Consider the following 22,157-nt stretch of genomic DNA (forward strand, 5'->3'; position numbering starts at 1 on the left):
CGTATCGCTTTATTTAAGCCGTTACAAAATTAAAGATTATATCTTTGTTATCCGATGAATAGGAAGTATTGCGAGTATATAATTGTTTTCGGGCATACGGAATACGATGTGATGTATGCCTATTTCAAAGACCTGTTTAACAGTGCAGGTGTTTTGGAGGATGCCGTGAGTGAAGAAAGAAGCAGTCGTACGGGGCGGCTTGTTTTTAGGATTTCCGGCAAATCCAAATCCGGACTGCGTGCTCTGATATTGCCTATACTTATGGAACATTCGCAGGAAGGTTACGCTTTTGTACTCTGTCCGGCCATTTCACCGGGGCTGTTTTCTTTTGCTTTTTTCGATCTCGACAATACATTGATTTCTGCAGAGATGATGGTTTTGCTTTTTGGTAAAATCAGTTCAGGAAACAGTATGCAGGAACTTACCCGCTTGACTATGAGCGGCATTCTTCCTTTTGCTTCAAGTTTTATACACCGTGTTCACATGTTGGAGGGTCTGACAACAGACACTCTGCAAGCCGTTGCAGATGAAATGCCTGTTATTCCCGATTTGAAAGATGTTTTATCTGTTTTGAATTGTCCCGCTTATATTGTTACCGGAGGTTTCGGTTGTTTTGCGCGGAAATTGATGTCCGATTATTCGTTTGCCGGCTATCTCTGTTCCGAACCTCGAATGGAAGATGGAAAATTAAAAGGTTTGAAAGAAGAGACGATTATTCTGCCTGAAGATAAGGCAGCATATATCCTTAAAATTGCAGGTTCTGAACAACGTTTGTCGCATTGTGTGGCCGTCGGCGATGGAGCTAATGATATGGAAATGCTGAGTGTTGCAGGCTCTGCTGTTGTGTACAATGCGACAGCTCAGCAGCGCAGTAAACAACCGATTCGCTTATCTGCAATACTGAAAACTCTTTAAGACAGGCGCCCGCAGGATATGGCAAAAGGGCAATAACCGCACACATGCCGGTGTGCATCATTGGCTTGTGCGAAGGGTATATTTATATCGATCATTTCGGACAGGATACCCCTTAGTCTTTCGAGATAGAATGCACGCAACTCTTCTGTGTATTGCTCATAGACCCGGTCCTGAATACTGTATTTTATGTGTGAACTGTAATCGGGAACAGTTTGCATAAGTCTCACTGCGTACAGATGTGGTTCGATATTGCAGCATCCAAGTCCCAGTTCTCTTTCATTCTGCTTTACCAGCTCTTGATAGAAGAGTAATTGTGCCTGTGGTTTATACTCTCCTTTTTTATCGTGATTGTACAGATCTTCGATGTTCTTTTCTCTGGTGGATTCGATGCGTCCTGATTTATAATCGATGATTCTGATTGTATCTCCCCGTTTGTCTATGCGATCTATGTAGCCTTTTATTTTAATGGTGTTCTGTTCGTCCAAAACAATTTCTCCTTTGAGTTTCTTTTCCCCCTGGATATAGACAAATTCCGTTTCCCGTTCGAATTGCAATATACAACGTACCTGCTTTTCTATCATCAATAGATACAGTTTATCCAGTTCGCCGAACCGGAATGTTTTTTTTGCCTCATCTTTTATTTTCAGATATGCCGTGAGGTAAGCCTCTTTTATTGTTTGGCGGAGCAGTATGTCATGAGCTAATATTCGATCGATGAAATCGGAGGTTATGATTTCGTTGCTATGATTTTCAAACAGCATTTCGAGTGTCAGGTGTACCACATTGCCAAAATCCGCTTCATTCATTAAGATTTCGGGAACCTCCTCTTCATCTGCCTGTTCTACATATTCATAATAAAACTTCAGGGGACAGTCTATATATTTATGCAGGGCGCTTGCCGATAATTCCTTTTCTTTTAGTTTGTCTATGATTTCCTGTGTTTTCGGAACGGTAAGTACCGGTTCGTCTGTTGCAGATGCCTCAAAGTCGATGGCTCTTTGGCGAATGTCGTAACCGTAAAGATATTTGAGTTGCAGAATATACCTGCTGACAGCTCCTCCTTTACTGCCTGCCGAATTGTACAGAAATGTTATTCTGTCGGCTCCGCCGATCAATCGAAAGAAGTTATATGCAGTGATGGCTTCCTGCACTTCTCCGACGGGTAATCCGTAACCGGCCCGTAGAGTATAGGGAATCAATGTGGATATCAGCTTATTACCCGGAAGAGTGCTGTCTTCTGCAGAGAGGAAAATCAATTCGGAGAAATTCAATACCCTGGTTTCTAACATGCCCATTATTTGCAACCCCTTCAACGGCTCCCCTTCGAATGGAATCTTAAAACCTCTGGCTAACTCCTCTAACATGGTTATGCCGGATTTTATATCCGGCTGAATGTTAAACGCTTTGATTTGATTGAGCAACCCCTGTGCTAAGGTTAGATAATGGTATATAAACTCGGTATCGAACGGTGACAGGAATCCGTCCGGTTCGGCATGAGTTTCTTCTTGTTCTGCTTCCTCCGTATTTTCAAAATCCGACACCAAATAACGGAGAATAAACAGGAGATTTCGGAAAAAAGAGTCGATGTCCCATGTTACTTTCAGAAGATTGCTTAGAAGTTCGTCGCCTTCTATCAACGGTTCCAGTTCCGAAGCCTTGAGATAAAAAAACTTTTGTTTCCTTATATGGTCGATTACGCCGGCAACTTTCGGTGAGCTCCTGGTGATCAGTTTATGAGAGAGCATATTGATGACCTGTTCCGTTGTAATCGAATAGTCTTCATTATCACCGGATTTCCTTCTCATCAGCAGTAATTTATACCATTGATTTAACAGCATGGCAATACCGGTTCGGTGTAAAGGATAGCCGATTGTAATATTAATATCTTCTTCTTGCGGTATGGCGGCAACAACAGCCATTTGCAGGGCCTGATCGGGCAGCACAACGGCTTGGCTGATATTTGTCTCCCCACTTCTTTGCTTCATCTCCTCAATCAAAGAAGAGAGAAGTTTTGCCTGAATATTCTCTCCGGGGCACTTTATGACCTCGATTACAGGTTGTGGAAAAGTCGAATCTGTTTGGCAAACGGTTTCTTCACCCAAACGTTTTATGTTCTCTGTCAATAGTTTATGGACAATACTCTTCGGGTCCTGTGCCGCAACGGCTCTGTGGTCCCAACAGAAGAAAGCTTTGTTTCGGTCCTTCAGGCGCGATAATATTTTTAATTCGGCCGGGCTGAGGGCAAACAGACCCACGAAAATCGATTCTTCTTTCAGTTCATCTAAACAATCGGTGTTTTCTGCAGCCTTTCGATAAAGCATACCTTCGTAAGCTTTGTTTTCTGCTTCTAATTTTTCCTTGAATATTTCATACGTTTCCTGCAAGGAATGCCAGAAACGATTGAACTCTTTGGAAATTTGATTGGAATCGTCTGCGTCTTTTCTTGCATGAATGTGCTCAAAATATCCCCAAAAAGACTTAATCGCTTTTTTCTGCCCTTCAGTCAGATAGTCGAAAGAGTTGTCGAAATCTTTGTAGTCTTTCAGGTTGGAAAAGAATATGCGGGCATCGATCAGATAGCGATCCAATTCATCGAAATCATTTAGGATAAGCCCTCCCCAATACAGAAAATCGTCTATGAGTTTTTCTTCGTTTCCTTTTGTTTTTATGAAAGCCTCGTATAAATGGAATAGTAACTCTTGTTTCTGTATGACCTTATATCGGGGGGAAAGATCGATAATAAAATCGTTGATGGTGGTTATACGGGGGGAAAATATCGGCTCTGCTGCTATTTCGCTCAGATACATGCGAAAGAAAAGTCCGGCACGTCTTGAAGGGAAAACAAATGTTCGCCGGCTGATTTCCTTACCGTACTGCTTGTAAAAATGTTTTGCTACGGACTTTAGAAAGGGTTCCATATCGAAGTTATGCTAAGGAGTAACGATTTGCGGGTCTAATGATTTTGCTTTGACGAAATCTTCGTGTGCTGCACGTGTGTCTTTCAGAGCCAAATTGATTTCTCCCCGGATAACGTACATATCTGCTGTAGCTTCTTTGCCGGAAATTTCAAAAGCTCTGGATATATCCCGCAGGGCGAACCCGTACATTTTTCTGGCCAAAAAGAGTCGTGCTCTGCCTGCCATGGCTTCGGCATTGTTCGGAAGTTTGCCGATGACATAATCGTAAAGCCTTTCGGCTTCATTAAAGTTGCCGGTCAAAGTTTCCAGGAGAGCATATCCCAATCTGGCTTTCAGTGAGGAATCGTTTAATCTTATGATTTCTTCCAGATCGTTACGGGCCAAATCGTATTTTTTATTGGCAAGGTAAATCATAGCCCTTTGGTAGAGATAAATTTCGTTTTTTTGTGCCAGACCGATCAGAATCGAATAATCCGTAAGAGCCTGCTTGTCTTTTTTCATTTTGGCAAACAACAGAGCCCGATTATGTCTTATGGTTAAATCGTTGGGCAGTTTTTTGATGGCTGCATCGTACACCAGTAAGGCCTCTTCATTCTGCCCAAGTAGCTGATAAAGACCGGCTATGTTATTTAATAGAACGGCATTGAGCGGATTTTTTGGCTCTGCATCGATGGCTTTCTTCAAAGCCTCGATAGCCTTTTCGTATGAACCCGTTTCTCCCAGTTTATAGCTTTCTTCAATAAAGTTTAAGTAAACATTCTCACTTTTTTTAATCGGTAAACTGTCGGTTTGAGCTGCCACGGGAAAGACGTATAGCAAGAGGGCCAGAACGGCTAAACATAATGAGATATATTTTCGTTTATTAAATGTATATATATGTATAGCCTGCATAATAATTAACTTTGTTTGTTTATTTAAAGATACTTAATTAATCAATTAAATGAATATGATGTCTGTATTCTTTTCTTCTTTAACGCCTAAAGTTACAGAGACATTGTCCAAGACCACGGAATCGGTAATTTCTCATTCTATTTGGTCTGATTTTTCAATGAATGCTCTTTTAGATAATTGGAGTGCCAAAGCTCTTGATTTGGGAATCAAGATCATACTCGCATTCCTGTTCTTTATTATTGGAAAATACTTGATAAAAGTAATCACCAAGTATTTCATGAAGTTAATAAACAGAACCCGGATAGATCCTAATTTCAAAAGTGTATTAAAAAATGTCATTCGGGTTATTCTCTATGTCGGCCTTCTCGTGGTTATGACAAATATCATCGGGATCAAGTCCGTAACTTTTGCAGCGCTTATAGCCTCATTGGGTGTGGGTGTCGGTATGGGGCTTAGCGGACAACTTCAAAATCTGGCCGGCGGATTTATAATTTTAATAACCAAACCGTTTACAATTGGAGATTTCATCGTTGCACAAAATGTAGAGGGGACGGTTCAGGCACTTTCTTTGTTTCATACCGTTATAAAATCCGTGGACAATAAGACAATCTATATTCCCAACGGTGCCCTTAGCAGCGGAGTTATTTCGAATCTTTCTCAAGAGGACCTCAGACGTAACGAGTGGATTATCTCTGTTAACTATGATGAAGATTATGAGAAGGTAAAGCAAATTCTGTCGGGGATTATTGCCAAAGATGAGCGTATTTTAACGACTCCCGAACCCTTCATTGCTCTGAAGCAATTAAATGACAGTTCGGTCGATATTGTTGTCAGGGCCTGGTCTAAGACACCGGATTTGTGGAATGTCTATTTTGATGTGAATAAAACGGTTTATGCCGAATTTAACAGACAGGGTATCGAATTCCCTTTCCCGCAACTGACCGTTCATGCCGTTGATAAAAATAAAGAAGCATAACAAATTCGATCGATGTCCGAATTTCATTTAACATCCAGATTTAAGCCTACCGGCGATCAGCCGGAAGCAATTAAGGCATTGGTAAAGGGTGTTGAGGCCGGAGATGACAGTCAGGTCTTATTAGGCGTAACGGGATCCGGCAAAACATTTACTGTTGCTAATGTTATTGCACAGTTGGGAAGGCCGACTTTAGTGCTCAGCCACAACAAAACGCTTGCGGCACAGCTATATGGCGAATTCAAATCTTTTTTTCCCGAAAATGCAGTCGAATATTTCGTGTCTTATTACGATTACTATCAACCCGAGGCATATTTGGCGACGACGGATACTTATATAGAAAAAGACATGGCCATTAATGCCGAAATAGAGAAGCTTCGTTTGCGAACCACTGCTTCTCTTTTGAGTGGCAGAAAGGATGTGATTGTCGTTTCCTCCGTTTCCTGCCTGTACGGTATGGCAAATCCGGAAGCCTATGACGAAAAGGTGATACGAATTAAGACCGGAGAGGTTATGGATAGAGAGGACTTTACCCGGCAGTTGGTTGAAGGTTACTATGTAAATAACAAAGTCGATTTCAATAGCGGGAATTTCAGGGTTAAAGGCGACACGGTGGATGTTTTCCCGGCTATTGAAGGATACGATGGCGTTGCATATCGCATCGAGTTTTGGGATAACGAGATAGAGCGTATATCTCGATTCGATCCGCACTCCGGCAGGGAAAATGCTATTCTGAACAGTCTTCAGATTTATCCTGCGAACTTGTTCGTTACTACAAAAGAGCAGCAGGAATGGGCTGTGAATATGATAAAATTGGATCTTGAAAGCCGTGTCAATGAATTGGAGCAACTGGGGAAAACTTTTGAAGCCAAAAGGTTATACGAACGAGTATCCTATGATGTGGAAATGATTAAGGAATTGGGGTACTGCTCCGGCATCGAGAACTATTCCCGCTATTTCGACGGGAGAAAAGCCGGAGAGAGACCTTTTTGCCTGTTGGACTATTTCCCGGATGATTTTCTGTTGGTTGTGGATGAAAGTCATGTAACCATACCTCAAATCAGAGCTATGTATGGAGGCGACCGTTCCCGCAAACAGAGTTTGGTGGAATACGGGTTCCGTCTTCCTGCCGCTTTGGATAACCGTCCTCTTACATTCCCGGAGTTTGAGTCCATGACGCCTCAATCCATCTACATCAGTGCTACGCCTGCCGACTACGAATTGGAAAAAAGCGAGGGAGTGGTAGTCGAACAGCTTATTCGGCCTACCGGTTTATTGGACCCTCCGATCGAAGTTCGTCCTACGGTAAATCAGGTGGACGATTTGGAAGAAGAAATACTGAAGTGTATAGACAAAGGGCAACGCGTGCTGGTTACCACACTTACGAAGCGTATGGCGGAGGAGCTTTCCAAATATTTGCTCGAGCACAGGTTTAAGTGCAGTTATATCCATAGCGATGTAGACACCATGGAGCGTGTACGTATCATGGAAGATTTGCGTAGAGGAGCTTATGATATTCTCATCGGTGTCAACTTGTTGCGCGAAGGATTGGATTTGCCCGAGGTTGCGCTGGTGGCGATACTGGACGCCGATAAAGAAGGATTTTTACGATCTCACCGTTCTCTTACCCAAACCGCAGGACGTGCAGCCAGGCATGTGGATGGGCGTGTAATTTTCTATGCCGATATGATTACCGACAGTATGAAGAGAACGATGGACGAAACGGCCAGACGAAGGGAAAAACAAATGGCTTACAACAAACAATACCATATAACTCCTCAGCAAATTATAAAAAACAGCGCAGCAATCTTCAAAGGAGATAATGTGGAGATGGAAACTGCCGAGAAGGGGGCGTACATCGAACCGGCCGGTATGCGTGCAGCAGATCCGGTAACAGATTATCTGACAACGGATAAAGTAGATGTTTTAATTAAAGAAACACGCAAGAGAATGCTTGCAGCAGCCAAGGAACTCGATTTTATTGAAGCAGCCAGATTGCGTGATGAGCTGATTGCATTGGAAAAGAAACAGGAAAGTGGAAAATAAGACGATTATAATGACAGGTAAAACAGCAAAAAACGATAAGGCCGGGGAAAGCGTTGCCCGGTTTGCAGATATAGAAATACTAAGGTATCATGTAGATTGTTTTGATAATCTTCCTCTGAAACAGAAGAAATTCATTTATTACCTCAATGAAGCGGCTTTATGCGGCCGTGACATTATTTTCGATCAAAACGGACGTTATAATCTCCGACTTCGTAGACTTTTCGGTACCATTCTAAAGGAATATCCGGGGGATCGGTCGGTTGAAGAGTTTCTGGCTATTCGGGAATATACGTATGGCTTATGGTTTGCTTCGGGTATTCACCATCATTACAGTTCGGATAAGTTTACTCCCAAATTCTCAAAGCCTTATTTCAAAAAAGTGGTCGAGAGGATGCGGAATGAGGGATTTCTTTATCTGTTCGGAGAAAAAGAACTTGCTCTTTTGACAAGCATTGTTTTTGAGCCTGACCTTTTCCCAAAAAAGACCGATCAGAGCGATTCTGTAAATGCCATAGAAAAATCTTCGGTAAATTTTTACGATGAGAAAATCTCTCAGGAAGAAGTCGAACATTTTTACAACCATCAAAAAACGCTGGCTGCCTCCGAGGATCGTAAATATCCGGTATCCTACGGACTGAACAGTCGCTTGGCTAGAAATAAAGAGGGGAAGATTTACGAACAGAGATACTCCGTTCAGGGGCTTTATGCACCGGCTATCAGACATATTGTCGATAATCTGACAAAAGCTGCGGAATATGCCGAGACGAATACGCAAAAGAATGCTTTAGAGGCATTGATTCGTTTTTATAAGACCGGAGATCTGAAAGAATACAATACCTATTGTATAGAGTGGGTTAAGGACACGGAAAGCCGTGTCGATTTCATCAACGGTTTTACCGAGACATACAGTGATCCTTTATGCATGAAAGGATCTTGGGAGGGATTAGTACATTTTAAGGATATGGAAAGCTCCGTGCGAACGAAAACACTTAGCAATCATGCTAAATGGTTTGAAGACAATGCCCCCATCGATCCGCTTTTCAAGAAGAAAAACCCTGTGGGTATATCTGCCAGCGTTGTTACAGTGGCCATGCTTGCCGGAGATTCATATCCGGCAACGCCGATAGGCATCAATCTTCCCAATGCTGACTGGATAAGAGCTCGATATGGGTCGAAATCCGTTACGATCGAAAATATCCATTATGCATATGACGTGGCCAAACGTGCCAATGGCATGGATCGCTTATTCGTTCCTGATGAAGAAAGTCGTTTGCTTTTGGAAAAATACGGAGATATCACGGATCGATTGCATACGGACCTGCACGAATGTTTGGGGCATGGATCCGGCCGGTTATTGGAGGGTACCAATCCTGATGCCTTAGGAGTTTGTGCTTCTACCATAGAGGAGGCGAGGGCGGATTTGTTCGCTCTTTATTTCATGGCGGACAAAAAGATGATACAGCTGGGTTTATTGCCTGATCAGGAAGCATACAAAGCTTGTTATTACCGTTATTTCTTAAACGGACTCATTACCCAGTTAGTGCGTATAAAACTCGGTGACAATCTTGAAGAAGCTCATATGAAAAACAGGGCTTTAATTGCTAATTATGTGCTGGAAAAAGCTGAGAAGAAAAACCTTATGCAACTGAATGGCATCGAGTTGATAATCAATGATTACGAGAAAATCAGGCCGATAATAGGAGAACTGCTGGCTGAAGTACAACGAATAAAAAGTGAAGGAGATTTACCGGCTGCCATGCATTTGGTCGAAAAATACGGTACTAAAATAGATAAGAAAATCCATAAGAAAGTTTTGGATTTATACTGGACTCTTAATATCGCTCCATACAAAGGTTTTGTAAATCCCCTGTATACCCTTGCCAAAAATCAGGAAGGAGAAATTGCAGATGTTCTTGTTTGCTATGAGGAAAGTTATGAAGAACAGATGCAACGCTATGATGCCGGTTATGGATTTTTGTCTCTTGATCCGGTTTCAGTCTACGAAATACTACAAGACAGTTTTAACCCTTCTGAAAGTATTATGGCGCAGGCCAATGCTTTGCGTAAGAAATTGAGATTGGCGATGGATGGAATCGTGTCCACCACTATGCGCAAAAAAGGGTTGGATTATAAGTATAACTTCGGATTGACACGGGAACATTTATTGCGACTGGCAAAAGAGACCCCCTCGTCAATTGAATTGGCGCGATATTTATGGAATACGGAAGTTCGCGAGTTACGTATTATCGCTACGATGATTATGCCTCCGGAAGAACTCGGATACTCGGAAGCTTTATCCATGGCAATCGCAGCATCTTACCATACGGAGCTAAGGGAACAATTGTGCATGAATTTGCTTTCCAAATGTTCGGATGCCGCTTATTGGGCTATATCATGGCTGATGGATAAAAAGAATGACGGTCATGAACAGAGCAATCCGAGCGAGCTTAAGCTCACGGCTTTGATGCTGCTTGCCCGGATTGCTTTTAACGGATCGCTTCATATTTCAAATGAGATATTGCAGAAATTACTGCTGGAAACCAAACAAATTTTGATACCGGCAGAAAGTAAGGATACGGTCGAACAGGATAATTTGCCTTCATTGCATCAACAAATGGCAGTCGTGCTGCTCAAGCGTATCGGAGAGATGAATCGGGACAACTCCAAAAGAGTAAGAATAATCATAGAGAGTTTGAAAGACAGTTCTTCAGATCTCTATAAGGAATTTTATCATGACATCATCTTCCATTTGGATTATGTGCAAGTCGATTAGTATAAGTAAAATCAGCGATAAAGTAAAAGCCTGTGGAGATGTTTCACAGGCTTTTTTTCAGAACGAGTATTGAAGTCTGATTGTCATCAGATTGTCATTCAATTTTGAACTGTATCGAGATTGTTTATTCGGAATAAGTTCGTGTCTCATCCATTCGTAATATGCCGTAATTCGCAGAGCATTGTTCATTCCTATATAAGTGGCTCCGGCTCCCCACACATGATTGGCGTTTTCGTTATGAGGGCTGAATGTTTTTTCGTTGTTCTTAAAATGTTCTGCAATTTCGTTTGCCGATAAATCCAAATTGCGGTCATAGTAATAGTATTTACCGATCAATTCTACGGGCATTTTATCAAACCGGTGGGTAAGAACACCCATAGCCCCTAAGAATTTACGTGAGAAAATAACATAGTTCGGGTTAAAATAATCCGAAGCTTTGATCGCCGGACCTGTTACGGTATTGTTAAAGAACTGTCCCGGCTGCTTCCCGGTAATACATTCTCCATACAGCGATGTCAAACCCCATGCAGACGCCTTGCCCAACTTGAAGTGCGAACCGATGTATTGCCTGTCCACAGAGCCTATACCGTCATTCTGTGCAACATCTCCGTAATACCCCGAAAGGCCGATTTCCCATTGATCTTTATTTTCATAAAGATGTCCTGTGGTTAAGCGAAGAAGGATGTCCGGTTTGTTTTTCCGCATCTTTCCCCCGTTGTTGCCACTCATCAAACCCAACCTGAAACCGGTATTGTTTAAGTGCGATAAGTTCTTGAGTTTATAATTTATAGAAACGCAAACATCTATATTTCCGCGAAACAGATCCGTTATATACTGAGAACGTTCGACTCCTAATAAATCTTTTCCGCTTAAAGAGGATTCTAAACCAAAACCATCTTCTTGCAAGCCGATCCTTATGTCGAATCCTTTCCATTTATCCGGACTCCACTGAAGCATCATCGTATGCGGTGCTACTCTGTTTTCCGTAATATTCAATTGGGCAATGATACTCCAGTCTTTTTTTGCAAAAGTCCCTTTTATTCTACCGCGCCTGATGCCGAACCGTGAAAAGGATTTACCGGTTTTATTGATTTCATCATGAGTATATAATTCTCCCACGCTGTGGTTGGCATCTTTTTCGCCAAAAAGCGCATCTGTTTGTATATACCCGCTAACCATAAAAAGTTTACTGTCCTTTTGCTGAGCATGTGTAACGGAAAAAATGCTCGTACTTAGGGTTAAAATGGCCGTAAGAATAAAAGATCTCTTAAACATCGTCTTTGATTAATATTTTATGGTAATAAAGATAGTTCGGAAAACTGTATCAAAACAGAATCGATTCTGTTATTTGAATGATTTTGCTTTTGAGAATATCCATCTCAGCAAAATATAGTTAACCGGAACGACTATGATTAACACCAAAATGGGAGCTAATTCGGTTGATATGCCGAGATACAGAAAGAGATTAAATAGCAATATGTGATTGATATAATTGATCAGATGACTTCCGCTAAAACCCAAAGCCTTTTTTATGGAGGGCTTGGTACGAAACGTTAAATAAGATGTTAAAAAGAAGTTGCCGATAAAACTGATTATATACCCTATGGTATAAGCAATATTTACATTGATAAATTGCTCAAAAAACAGATAAACGCCATAATGAATAGCTGCAGAGATAGAGCCAACGATGCAATAACGTATAAATTCGGCCGATATATTTCTTTTATTCAGAAACATAACTTTTTCCTTTATAGTCTTTTCTGCACATTTCATAGCACAGTTTGAACCAGATAATTATGCAAGGAAATGCTTTCAGGGCATAAGGCTGAACAAATTCACGTCTTATATATGCCGGAAAAAGGTCTGACGGTGACATGCTTGTCAGGATAAAAGCAAAAACCAGCAAGAAAATATCCCATTTATTCCTTTTCCATGGCGCTGAAATGTACCATAAGGCAATCCCGACAAATGCAATGATATAGGAACTGGATTCGCTCCCCGAACTGAACAGTACGACAAATAAGAGAACGGAGGAAAGAAACGCGTATCTGAAATTGAGATATTTGTATTGTTGAAAACGTAGATATGGCAGGGCAAACAGAAGTAATCCTCCGACAATAAGCCAAAGATCGGAATAGGCGATGGAGTGTGAAATCTTTCTGACCATTCCCAGCAGAGAAATATTTTGATGCGAAGCAAATAAATTTTCGATACTTTTTTCCGAAAGACTTTCCCACCATCCCGCATATTGAGACAAGATATATTCGGGGCTGCTAATCAGCATGGGGGCTGCAAACATTAAACCTCCCCAAAAAATTAGCGATAGCAGAAACTTTCCTTGATGTTTTGAAAAAAAGAAGAATGCCAGTCCTACAATCCCGTATAGCTTTACGAATGTGCCTAACATAATAAGAAAAACAGCCCAAAAATCTTTTTCCTTTTCTATGCAGTAAAAAGCCCCTATGATAATAGCCGCAATGGCAATATTGAATTGAGACATAAAAAGGGCGGTTAGAAGTTCGTGTGCACAGAACCAATAAATAAAAATCCGCTGCCTGTTTGCCAAAGGGAGTTTACGGATGGCTATGTAGAGAGCTACAGAAAGAGCAATCAGCCAAAAGAGCAGTCCCCACCAAGTGGGCAATAGGGCGAAGGGTGCAATCACGAGACTGAAGAACGGCCCATAGTGATTACAATCATGATATTGCTCCGGATATAATGAATAAAGAGGAAGCTGCTCAATAGTGTGCCAATACACATACTTAAAGATCAGGAAGTTATTGTGCTTCGACATTTTTGTTAAAGCCGCTACGACCGGCAAAAGAAGCCATAAACCGAGTAATGTGCGTGGATCGCTAAAGAAAGGATGCTTGAAGAATGCAACCGTACGCTTTGTCAGATTTATCATAGTCGAATGGATTTGTGCAGATTTTTCGGATTTGCTTTATTTGCCTTTAGAGAGAACTCGAACATTCGTATTATAACACACACGGAGGTTATTTGTCCTTTTTCCAAAGTATGGATTCGATTGTGTATAAAGGACGATTCTTTATTTCTGTATAAATCTTCCCGATATACTCCCCGAGAACACCCAAAGACATGAGGAGTATACTGCCGATGAACCATACGGAAAGCATCAGAGAGGTCCATCCCGGAACGGTTTTATGCTCCCAGTAGGATACCAGTACATAGACGGCTATAATGATACTGACAATTAGAAAGAGAACCCCGATGCCGAAAATGAGTGAGATCGGTTTTGTGGAAAAAGAGGTGATCCCGTCTAAAGCCAGTGTCAACATTTTCTTGAATGTATATTTCGATTTTCCTGCAGCTCGTTCGCTGATAACATCATCTACCGTTGCAGATTTGAAGCCGATAAGGGGAACGAGACCGCGCAGATAAAGATTGCGCTCCTCGTAACGCGATAAAGCCTCTAATGCTCTCCGGCTCATCAGACGGAAATCTGCGTGATTATAAACAGCCTTGATACCCATGCTTTCTTGTAATTTGTAAAAAGCCAGAGCTGTATTTCGTTTTACAAAAGAATCTCCCGTGCGCGATACTTTCACGCCATAGACAATGTCATAACCTTCTGCCTGACGGTCGACCATGGATTCAATGGCATTGATGTCGTCCTGCAGATCTACATCAATGGTGATAACGGCATCGCATTGGTTTTTCGCGGTCATCATTCCGGCCATGATAGCATTCTGATGCCCCACATTTCTTGCCAGATTGATGCCGTACACATATTCATTTTCTTGATGTAGACGAGAGATGATATCCCATGTGTTATCCATACTCCCATCATTTACAAGCAGAATAAAGCTATCCGGTGTTATTTTGTTTTTTGCGACAAGCTCATTCAGAAGAAACGTAAGTTTCTCAATGGAATGAGGTAATACTTCGTGTTCATTGTAACACGGAGAAATAATACCGAGTTTGATCATTTTGTACCTCCTTGTTGGCATTGTAGCCATTTTTCGGCAAATTCGGAGAAAGTCATAAACTGTTCTCCCCGTTTTATAAAATAGTCTGTGAGTCTGTTGAGACGATCGATCATTCCTTGTCCGGACCGGTTACGAATAATAAAAGGCAACTTGAATTCCGGGTGTTTTTGGAGAGGATAAAACTCCCAAGGGTGAAAATAGATGGCTAAGGAACCATCGTGCTTGAGTGTTCTTGCACAGAGCCGGCGATAAAGTCCGAATGGCAGATTATGACAGGAGAGCCAAAAAAGAGGAAATCGTATCCAGGGAGTAACCGAAGCCGGTATTTGCAATACATTTCCTTTCATAAACGGTGTGCGTGATGCATTCAGATGCATATATCTGCCCGGAATAAATGTGGGATTCAGTGACGAGTTGTATTTATAACCGGCTTTGAATATTTCATCCTCTGATACAGGCATCATTCGGGCTTGCCTGTATCCTGTTATTTGCCTACCGGATAGAGCTTCTAATGCTTCTTTGGATTTTTTCAGATCCGGTATTTCAAATGTCGTGTGGTAATAACCATGCGAGGCAAGCTCATGTCCTTCCTCTAAAATACGTTCAATAATATGTTTGGCATGATTCGCAAAATTGGCCGTACAAAAAAAGGTGGCTTTGATTTTCTTTTCTCTCAAACAATCGAGTATCGCTTCGGTACCTTGAACCGATATCCTGATTTGCTGCTCCATTGTGATATCGACATCATGCTCAAGAGGAACATCGAATTCCTCAATGTCAAAACTGAGTAAAATCATATCAGCGAATATATTATTTGCAAAAATAGCAATAAAAAGCACTTCGTTTTCGGTCGAGAACCTGCGATTCTTTATATCTTAGCTCAAAATTGGTAGTAATAGAATGAAATATGAGAATTGGGTTTGACGCCAAAAGAGCGGCACAAAATCGTACGGGGTTGGGCAATTACAGCAGATTGATATTAAGGCTGCTCTCTTCTTATAATTCCGGTGATGAGTATTTTTATTATACTCCTAAAGAACCCGGTAATATGCTTTCCGAAACAGAATATAAGGGTAAAATATGTACACCTAAGAGTCGTTTTTGGAAAAAATGCCGTTCTCTGTGGCGTATTTGGGGAGTTACCGACGATATTATACGAGACGGGGTGACGCTTTTCCATGGTCTTAGCAATGAACTTCCTTTGAATATCAAGAGAGCCGGGAACACGAAAACCATCGTAACTGTTCATGACCTGATCTTTTTAATTTTTCCTCATTATTATCCGTACATAGATCGGCATATCTATGCTTATAAGTTCCGTAAAGCATGCCGGAATGCAGATCGGATTATAGCTGTAAGCGAGTGTACCAAAAGAGATATTGTAAGATTTTTCCATATTTGTGAAAACAAAATAGATGTTGTTTACCAGGGCTGCGATAGTGAATTTAAGCAACAGGCAACCGATTTTGAGAAAAAGCAGTTGATTGCAAAGTATCATTTACCCGAGAGTTTTATTCTTTATGTTGGCAGTATTGAGGAACGAAAGAATCTTTTACTCGTAGTCAAGGCATTGACTTTGATGAAAAATCCCATACCTTTAATCGCTATCGGTAAGAGAACGGCATATACGGAAAAAGTAGAAGCTTATGTAAAAGCACAAGGATTGACGCATCTTGTGAAACTGCTTCATAATGTGCCGACTCAAGAACTTCCTGCTTTTTATCAGTTGTCTGCAACATTTGTTTATCCGTCTTTTTATGAAGGATTCGGTATTCCCGTATTGGAGGCTTTACAGAGTGGAGTACCTGTTGTGGCGGCAACGGGTTCCTGTTTGGAAGAGGCCGGAGGCCCCTGTTCTCTTTATGTAAATCCGAATGATCCGGAAGCTTTGGCTGTTGCTATCGGGCAAACTTTGACAGATGAGACATTAAGGCAACAGATGATTATGGAAGGCAAAAAATATGCTTCAAAATTTGACGATGAGTTTATCACACGGGATTTATTGAACGTATATAGAAAGACGATATAAGTCCTTTTATAAAAACTCCTGGAGATTATGTGTGCTATATCTTTTTTGAAGAAAACGGGTAAGAATTCCAAATTTCTATATTATACCAAGAGTACATTTCGCTATATTGTTCCTAAATTCTTTTTTCAATACAGGTTGAAAGCGGTATTGAGAGGTGTCGAACGGAGGAGTGACTATTCCTGTATTATTGAGAGGGTCAATTATTACAATAAGCTGAATACTTTGGTAAAATTGCCTCAGGAAACCAAAAGTGCAGGGGAGCATTCTATGAAGAATATGGGCAGTGTGTATTTTTTCGATTCGTATGAGTTTGTTCGATGGTTCCCATCTCATCTTCGTTGGATTGTGACACCGGGAGATACCAATTATCATGTGCCGGTTCCTTCTATTGTCAAAGCAAGACCTCTAAGCGGAGATAATAAAAACTCTGTTTTGCTCAATATGGATAAAGTCAGGCACTTTATCTTCCTGAAAGATAAAAAGGTTTTTACGGAAAAGCAGGATAAAGTCATTTTTCGGGGAGATACGAAAAACAAGAAAAACAGGCAGATTTTCTTGGAAATGTTTCATGATCATCCGCTGTTTGATGTAGGCGATACATCCCCTGATCCACAGTCTAACAGTGCCGGTAAATTGACTCTTTACGAGCACCTCGACTATAAATTTATTGTCAGTTTGGAAGGAAACGATGTAGCCAGCAATTTGAAATGGGTTATGTCTTCAAACTCGATTGCCGTGATGCCCAAACCGACTTGCGAAACGTGGTTTATGGAAGGATGTCTTATTCCTGATTATCATTATATAGAAGTAAAGTCCGATTATTCGGATTTTGTGGAACGCATTCAATATTATATAGAACATCCGGACGAGGCACAGCAGATTATCGATCACGCACATGAGTATATTGCTCAGTTTCAGGATAAAAAACGTGAGCGATTGATCTCTCTTCTTGTGCTTAAGAAATATTTTGATTTCACAGAATGAGTGTGCACAGTCGTTTTTTGAATGGATCGATTTCGTTTGAAAAATGAGTCGGGAAGAAATAATCCATCTATTGGGGTATCCTGCTTTTTATATTAAATCCTATAGTCGGCTTGTTAGTTTTTTCTGTTCTTCTTCGGAGAAACGGGCTTGAAACCCTTCACGTGTCCTTTTCCAACGATTGTGAGACCAAAGCCAGAAAGAGGGCTCTCGTACAATTGTTTTTTCAAGCATACGGAAATATGTTTCCGTTATCGAAAACTTGGGAGTCTCTTTAATGCTTTCGGTCATTCTTATAAACCGGCATTTGTAATATCCTCGTTTGGTTCGTTCGATTTCCGTGTAAAACGGCACGGCATTTACCAAACGCGATATACGTTCCGGACCGGTAAACACGGGAGTATCTTCATGATTCAGAAAATTTGTCCAGTAGTGCATGGCATTATAGCTTGGCACCTGATCGGAGATATAGCCGACAATGCTTAAATCTCCCTGTCTTTGCCAGGTGATGATGGTACGAAAAGTGTCTTCCATGGCTATGGAATGCGCTCCAAACCGTCCCCGGATTTTTAGAAATAACCTGTCGAAGGCCGGATTCTCTAAAGCATGATAGATTTGTCCGCATTTACATTCTTTACCGATATGCATGGGCAGAGAGCTTATCCATTCCCAATTACAGTAATGCCCCAAGTAAAGCGAGCAGGATTGCCCGGAAGCGAAAACCTCTTCGATCTCCTGAATGTTTTCAAATTTCATCCTTCTCATCATTGCTTTCCTGCTTATAGAGAAGAGCTTTATTGTTTCGATAATATAATCGCAAAAAAAGGCATAGAACTTTTTTTCTATGCGGATAATATCCCGTAATGTTTTTTCAGGAAATGATGCTACGAGGTTTTTACGAACAATTTTCCGCCGATACCGGATGCAGTAATACAGAGGGAAGTAAAGTAAATCGGAAAACAGATAAAGAACTCTCAGGGGAATTAAGGAAAATAAGTACCCGAAAGAATATAATGTCTTGTAAAAGAGTTTGGAGACCATACTTGACTTGGAGAAAAGAGGATTATTTAAGCGCTTCTTCTACTTTCTCTATAATTTGTTTGGGCGAAATGTTGTAGAGACAGGCATAATCTTTGCGGTGGCAAGGTTTTTTGCCATAAACCGAGCAGGGACGACAAGACATATCTATTTGAACGGCATCGGACTCTTTTTGATGCCAGCCCATAAAGCCGGCATAAGGGTGGGTGGCTCCCCATACCGATACAACGCGGGTGTTTACCAGTGAGGCCAGATGCATATTGGCGGAGTCCATGGACAGCATAACATCGAGATGACTGATCAGGTTCAGCTCCTTTTGCATATCGAGTTTCCCGATCATGGAAGAGACTGTCGGGTATTTAGCTGTCCAGGAATCGAATATTTCCTGCTCCTTTTTCCCTCCACCGAAGAGAAACACTTTGACATCTTTCCGGGCGGCAAAATATGCTACTACCTGCTCTTGACGTTCTATGGGGTAAATTTTGCCGGCATGTTTTGCAAACGGTGCAATACCAAGCCACTTTGCCCCGTTTTTTTCTCCTGTTATCGATACGATTTCATTTATATCTCCTTTCTCTTCATCATAAATAGAGGTAAAATCCAGCTCTACCGGGTATCCCAATTTGGCCAGTACATCTGCATACCGTTCGAAAGAACTCTTTTGAGGCTTGAATTTCTTGTGTTTTTTACGTACAAGTTTTCTCTTTCCGCTTCTGCCTTTGTCGATTGTGGAGACAGCGATTCCGGCCATACGAAAGCGGATGGAAAGATAGACAGACCTCAGTGTGCCGTGGAAGTCTGCAATGGCATCGATGTCCATTGCTTTGAGTTGTTTATATAAGGCTTGAAGCCCTTTGAATGTTTTGTGTTTGCCGGATAAGTCGGCACCTGTTACGGACACATTCCCGGGTAACCCCGAACTGAAGAGAGGTTCCCAGGATTTACGTGTCAAAACCGTTATTTTGAGCTCCGGATACTGTACGGCCAAAGAACGTACTGCCGGAATGGTCATGGCTACGTCACCGAGTGCTGAGAAGCGAATAATCAGGAGGTGTGCCACAGATTATTTTTTACCGTAGAGAACGGGGTTTAATGCCGGGTCATTGTACATTTTCATCTGCTTGTAGACTTTCATGTATTTTTTCCCGGCCTCGATATCTGCCAACAGCTGGTCTATTGCAGACGAAAGGTCTTTTTGTTGTTCCAGCAAAATATTTAATTTTTGCCGGCATTGCCGATGATGCTCCTCCGTGGTATCTTTTCTATTGACCTCTTCCTGCATGTGATAGATTTTTAACATGAGGATCGACAAACGGTCTATGGCCCATGCGGGGCTTTCCGTATTAATCGTAGCATCCGGAGCGGGAGAAATATTTTTATACTTGTCCAGGAAATAGCTGTCGATAAGTTCTACCAGATCGGTACGGTCTTGATTGGATTTGTCGATTCTCCGTTTTAATTTAAGCGCTTCGACCGGATCGATGTTCGGGTCGCGAATAATGTCTTCGAAATGCCATTGAACGGCATCGATCCAGTTTTTCAGATAGAGGTAGTATTCGATTGACTTAAATTCGAAAGGATTGTTGATTTCCTGATCTACACTGTCGATTACATGGTATTCAGCGGTAGCTTTACCAAAAATCTCGTTGCATTGCTTACTGAAAGTCATAATAGGAACGAACTAAATTAGATATAATGAATAAAACTATGTATTTTTTCCCGTATTGCCAACTAATATTACTGTTTAAGTGATTTTCGGTTTGATGGAGATATAACAAACCGGCATTTATTCGACTCTTAAGACTAAACCTTTCAGATATTCACCTTCGGGGTGATATATGTTTATGGGGTGATCTTCCGGTTGAGTGAGTTGGTGCAGGATACGTACACGCCTTCCGGTGGAAGCTGCTGCACTGAATACGGACAGCCTGAACTCCTCCCGACTGACAGCCTGTGAGCAGCTGAAAGTAAACAATATGCCGCCGGGGGCTATTTTCTTAAAAGCTTGTGCGTTGATGCGGCGATAGCCTTGCAGAGCATTGCGCAGCACTTTTCTGTGCTTTGCAAATGCAGGAGGGTCTAATACGATGAGATCATAGTATCCCTGGGGCATCTCTTCCAGATATTTGAAAGCATCGGTTGTGATGCTTTTATGTCGTAGAAAAGCTTCTTCCGGCTTGATATTGAGACCTACATTTTTATCGGTCAAACTCATTGCTTTTGCCGAACTGTCCACAGAGTGAACTTCTTGGGCTCCACCTCTGAGGGCGTATAACGAAAAGCCGCCGGTATAGCAGAAAGTATTAAGTACTTTTTTGTTGAGAGCATAATGTTCGAGAAGAGCCCTGTTATTGCGTTGATCGATAAAGAAGCCTGTTTTTTGTCCTCGCGACCAGTCGGGATAGAACAGGATACCGTTTTCTTGTACAGGCTCTTCTTCGGCTCTGCCTGTGAGAAAACCGTCGTGTGCATCGAGGTTGGCTTTGAAGGGCAGGGTGTTTTCGGATTTGTAATAAACGGCATCTATGATATTCCCCAAAATATTCTTCAGAGCGTTGGCTATCGAGATGCGTGCATAATGCATGCCTGCACTGTGCGCCTGCAAGACGGCCGTTCGTCCATAAATATCTATAATGAGCCCGGGCATACCGTCACCTTCACCGTGAACAAGTCTCATGACGTTGTTGTCCTTACGTATCAGATTGCAGTCTTGCCGAAGCCGCAGAGCTGCCGCTAATTTTCTGCTCCAGAAATCCTCGTTCACTTCCTCATCGGCATCGAAAGATAAAATTCTTACCGTAATGCTCTCCGGTGCATAATGGCCGATAGCCAATGGTTCTTCGTCGTGAGAGACGACTTTGACCAAATCGCCTTCCTGCGGTTCCCCTTGAATAGCACGGATAGCACCGGAAAAAACCCAGGGATGGAAACGTTTTATGGATTCATCTCTTTTGGGTAAAAGTTTTATGATGGCCGAAGGTTTAGCTACCTCTGTCATATAAGTGCGAATTGGATGGGTGAAGGAGCCGGCAACTCCATTAATTTGTTGAATATCCTCAATGATGCCCATGCATCCAAAGCGGCATATTCTTGTTGAGAAACGGTAAGGTCTTGAGCTTCCCAGTTCGTTAGCCGTTGACTTTTGCTTATTTTTTCCTGATAAATGATGGCATATATTTTCTGCAGGCTTGCATCTTTTATTCCGTAAGCCGGACACAAACGTTGCAGTTCGATAAAACTTTCGGCATTGAATTTTGCTCTTTTGCGTAGAGCTCTGATATCGTCCAGTACGCTTAGCCCCACTTTTAAGATGGATTTGTTTTCCAGAATTCCGACCAAAGAAGAGGGTAGTCCTATCTTGTTCATGCGGAACAGATAGCAGTCGTTTTCGGTTGATAGTTGAAGTAATGCCACATCGTGCTGCTCTCCTTTTCTGAAACTCGGCCGTGTTTCCGTATCGAACCCGATAGCCCGATAGCCCGAAAGCTCGTCGACAGCCTGTGCCAGAAGTTCGTTATTGTCTATCAAGTGTAAGTTTCCTCGAAATTCGGCTTTTGGGAAACTGTCTATTGTTTCCTTGCTGACGGAAGGCTGAAATGCGAGCAGATTTATATTTCTTACCGGTTCCATGGATGAAAACTCC

General features: G+C 41.8%; 18 protein-coding genes. 6 read left to right on the top strand and 12 right to left on the bottom strand.

The features are described from left to right. Positions 1-54 precede the first annotated feature (54 nt). A complete protein-coding gene (locus A3GI_RS0108215; RefSeq protein WP_018360976.1) occupies positions 55-915 on the top strand; it encodes an HAD family hydrolase in 861 nt (286 codons plus the stop codon). Here A3GI_RS0108215 and A3GI_RS0108220 read toward each other — a convergent pair. Further along, positions 912-3,833, bottom strand: coding sequence for a PD-(D/E)XK nuclease family protein (locus tag A3GI_RS0108220; protein WP_018360977.1), 2,922 nt, complete (start codon positions 3,831-3,833; stop codon positions 912-914). The genes A3GI_RS0108215 and A3GI_RS0108220 overlap by 4 nt on opposite strands. A gap of 12 nt (positions 3,834-3,845) precedes the next feature. Then, on the bottom strand, positions 3,846-4,634 hold the full coding sequence (locus A3GI_RS0108225; protein ID WP_162151361.1) for a tetratricopeptide repeat protein: 789 nt from the start codon (positions 4,632-4,634) through the stop codon (positions 3,846-3,848). A 145-nt stretch (positions 4,635-4,779) separates the two neighbouring features. Here A3GI_RS0108225 and A3GI_RS0108230 point away from each other — a divergent pair, with 145 nt between their 5' ends. From A3GI_RS0108230 to A3GI_RS0108240, 3 genes are read left to right on the top strand one after another with little or no spacing between them, the layout of a single operon-like run. Further along, the gene (locus A3GI_RS0108230; protein WP_162151360.1) at positions 4,780-5,700 is read left to right on the top strand and encodes a mechanosensitive ion channel family protein; all 921 of its coding nucleotides are present in this window, start codon (positions 4,780-4,782) and stop codon (positions 5,698-5,700) included. Positions 5,701-5,712: 12 nt separating this feature from the next. Further along, complete coding sequence (gene uvrB / locus A3GI_RS0108235) at positions 5,713-7,743, top strand: excinuclease ABC subunit UvrB (protein WP_018360980.1); 2,031 nt, start codon at positions 5,713-5,715, stop codon at positions 7,741-7,743. Between the two features lie 10 nt (positions 7,744-7,753). Then, positions 7,754-10,516, top strand: coding sequence for a dipeptidyl-peptidase 3 family protein (locus A3GI_RS0108240; protein ID WP_025079465.1), 2,763 nt, complete (start codon positions 7,754-7,756; stop codon positions 10,514-10,516). 57 nt (positions 10,517-10,573) lie between these two features. Here A3GI_RS0108240 and A3GI_RS0108245 read toward each other — a convergent pair whose 3' ends face one another. The 5 genes from A3GI_RS0108245 to A3GI_RS0108265 form a co-directional block, all read right to left on the bottom strand. Next, entirely contained in the window at positions 10,574-11,791 is a 1,218-nt protein-coding gene (locus tag A3GI_RS0108245; protein WP_018360982.1) for a hypothetical protein, read from the bottom strand. Between the two features lie 69 nt (positions 11,792-11,860). Next, positions 11,861-12,253: a GtrA family protein gene (locus tag A3GI_RS0108250; protein ID WP_018360983.1), complete on the bottom strand. Its 393-nt coding sequence runs from the start codon at positions 12,251-12,253 to the stop codon at positions 11,861-11,863. Further along, complete coding sequence (locus A3GI_RS0108255) at positions 12,240-13,424, bottom strand: glycosyltransferase family 87 protein (RefSeq protein ID WP_018360984.1); 1,185 nt, start codon at positions 13,422-13,424, stop codon at positions 12,240-12,242. Before A3GI_RS0108255 ends, A3GI_RS0108250 begins: the two co-directional genes overlap by 14 nt. Before the next feature lie 88 nt (positions 13,425-13,512). Continuing rightward, the gene (locus tag A3GI_RS0108260) at positions 13,513-14,466 is read right to left on the bottom strand and encodes a glycosyltransferase family 2 protein (protein ID WP_018360985.1); all 954 of its coding nucleotides are present in this window, start codon (positions 14,464-14,466) and stop codon (positions 13,513-13,515) included. After that, positions 14,463-15,263 (bottom strand): polysaccharide deacetylase family protein, encoded by an 801-nt coding sequence (locus A3GI_RS0108265; RefSeq protein WP_025079464.1) that lies wholly within the window; start codon positions 15,261-15,263, stop codon positions 14,463-14,465. The genes A3GI_RS0108260 and A3GI_RS0108265 overlap by 4 nt, the downstream gene beginning before the upstream one ends. 110 nt (positions 15,264-15,373) lie before the next feature. Between A3GI_RS0108265 and A3GI_RS0108270 the strand changes: the two genes are divergently transcribed. Further along, positions 15,374-16,495 (top strand): glycosyltransferase family 4 protein, encoded by a 1,122-nt coding sequence (locus tag A3GI_RS0108270; RefSeq protein WP_018360987.1) that lies wholly within the window; start codon positions 15,374-15,376, stop codon positions 16,493-16,495. Between the two features lie 27 nt (positions 16,496-16,522). Next, positions 16,523-17,479 (top strand): glycosyl transferase family 90, encoded by a 957-nt coding sequence (locus A3GI_RS0108275; protein WP_018360988.1) that lies wholly within the window; start codon positions 16,523-16,525, stop codon positions 17,477-17,479. A 99-nt stretch (positions 17,480-17,578) separates the two neighbouring features. Here the strand turns inward: A3GI_RS0108275 and A3GI_RS0108280 are convergent, their stop codons facing one another. The 5 genes from A3GI_RS0108280 to A3GI_RS0108300 form a co-directional block, all read right to left on the bottom strand. Further along, positions 17,579-18,517 (bottom strand): lysophospholipid acyltransferase family protein, encoded by a 939-nt coding sequence (locus A3GI_RS0108280; RefSeq protein ID WP_018360989.1) that lies wholly within the window; start codon positions 18,515-18,517, stop codon positions 17,579-17,581. Between the two features lie 22 nt (positions 18,518-18,539). After that, the gene (locus tag A3GI_RS0108285; RefSeq protein WP_018360990.1) at positions 18,540-19,574 is read right to left on the bottom strand and encodes a glycosyltransferase family 9 protein; all 1,035 of its coding nucleotides are present in this window, start codon (positions 19,572-19,574) and stop codon (positions 18,540-18,542) included. A 3-nt stretch (positions 19,575-19,577) separates the two neighbouring features. Then, on the bottom strand, positions 19,578-20,183 hold the full coding sequence (locus A3GI_RS0108290) for a DUF4254 domain-containing protein (protein WP_018360991.1): 606 nt from the start codon (positions 20,181-20,183) through the stop codon (positions 19,578-19,580). Positions 20,184-20,300: 117 nt separating this feature from the next. Beyond that, positions 20,301-21,512, bottom strand: a complete 1,212-nt coding sequence (locus A3GI_RS0108295; RefSeq protein ID WP_018360992.1) for a class I SAM-dependent rRNA methyltransferase — start codon at positions 21,510-21,512, stop codon at positions 20,301-20,303. Next, positions 21,509-22,144 (bottom strand): 3'-5' exonuclease, encoded by a 636-nt coding sequence (locus A3GI_RS0108300; RefSeq protein WP_018360993.1) that lies wholly within the window; start codon positions 22,142-22,144, stop codon positions 21,509-21,511. Before A3GI_RS0108300 ends, A3GI_RS0108295 begins: the two co-directional genes overlap by 4 nt. Positions 22,145-22,157: the final 13 nt, after the last annotated feature.

It is taken from the genome of Porphyromonas macacae DSM 20710 = JCM 13914, assembly GCF_000379945.1.
Taxonomy (GTDB): domain Bacteria; phylum Bacteroidota; class Bacteroidia; order Bacteroidales; family Porphyromonadaceae; genus Porphyromonas; species Porphyromonas macacae.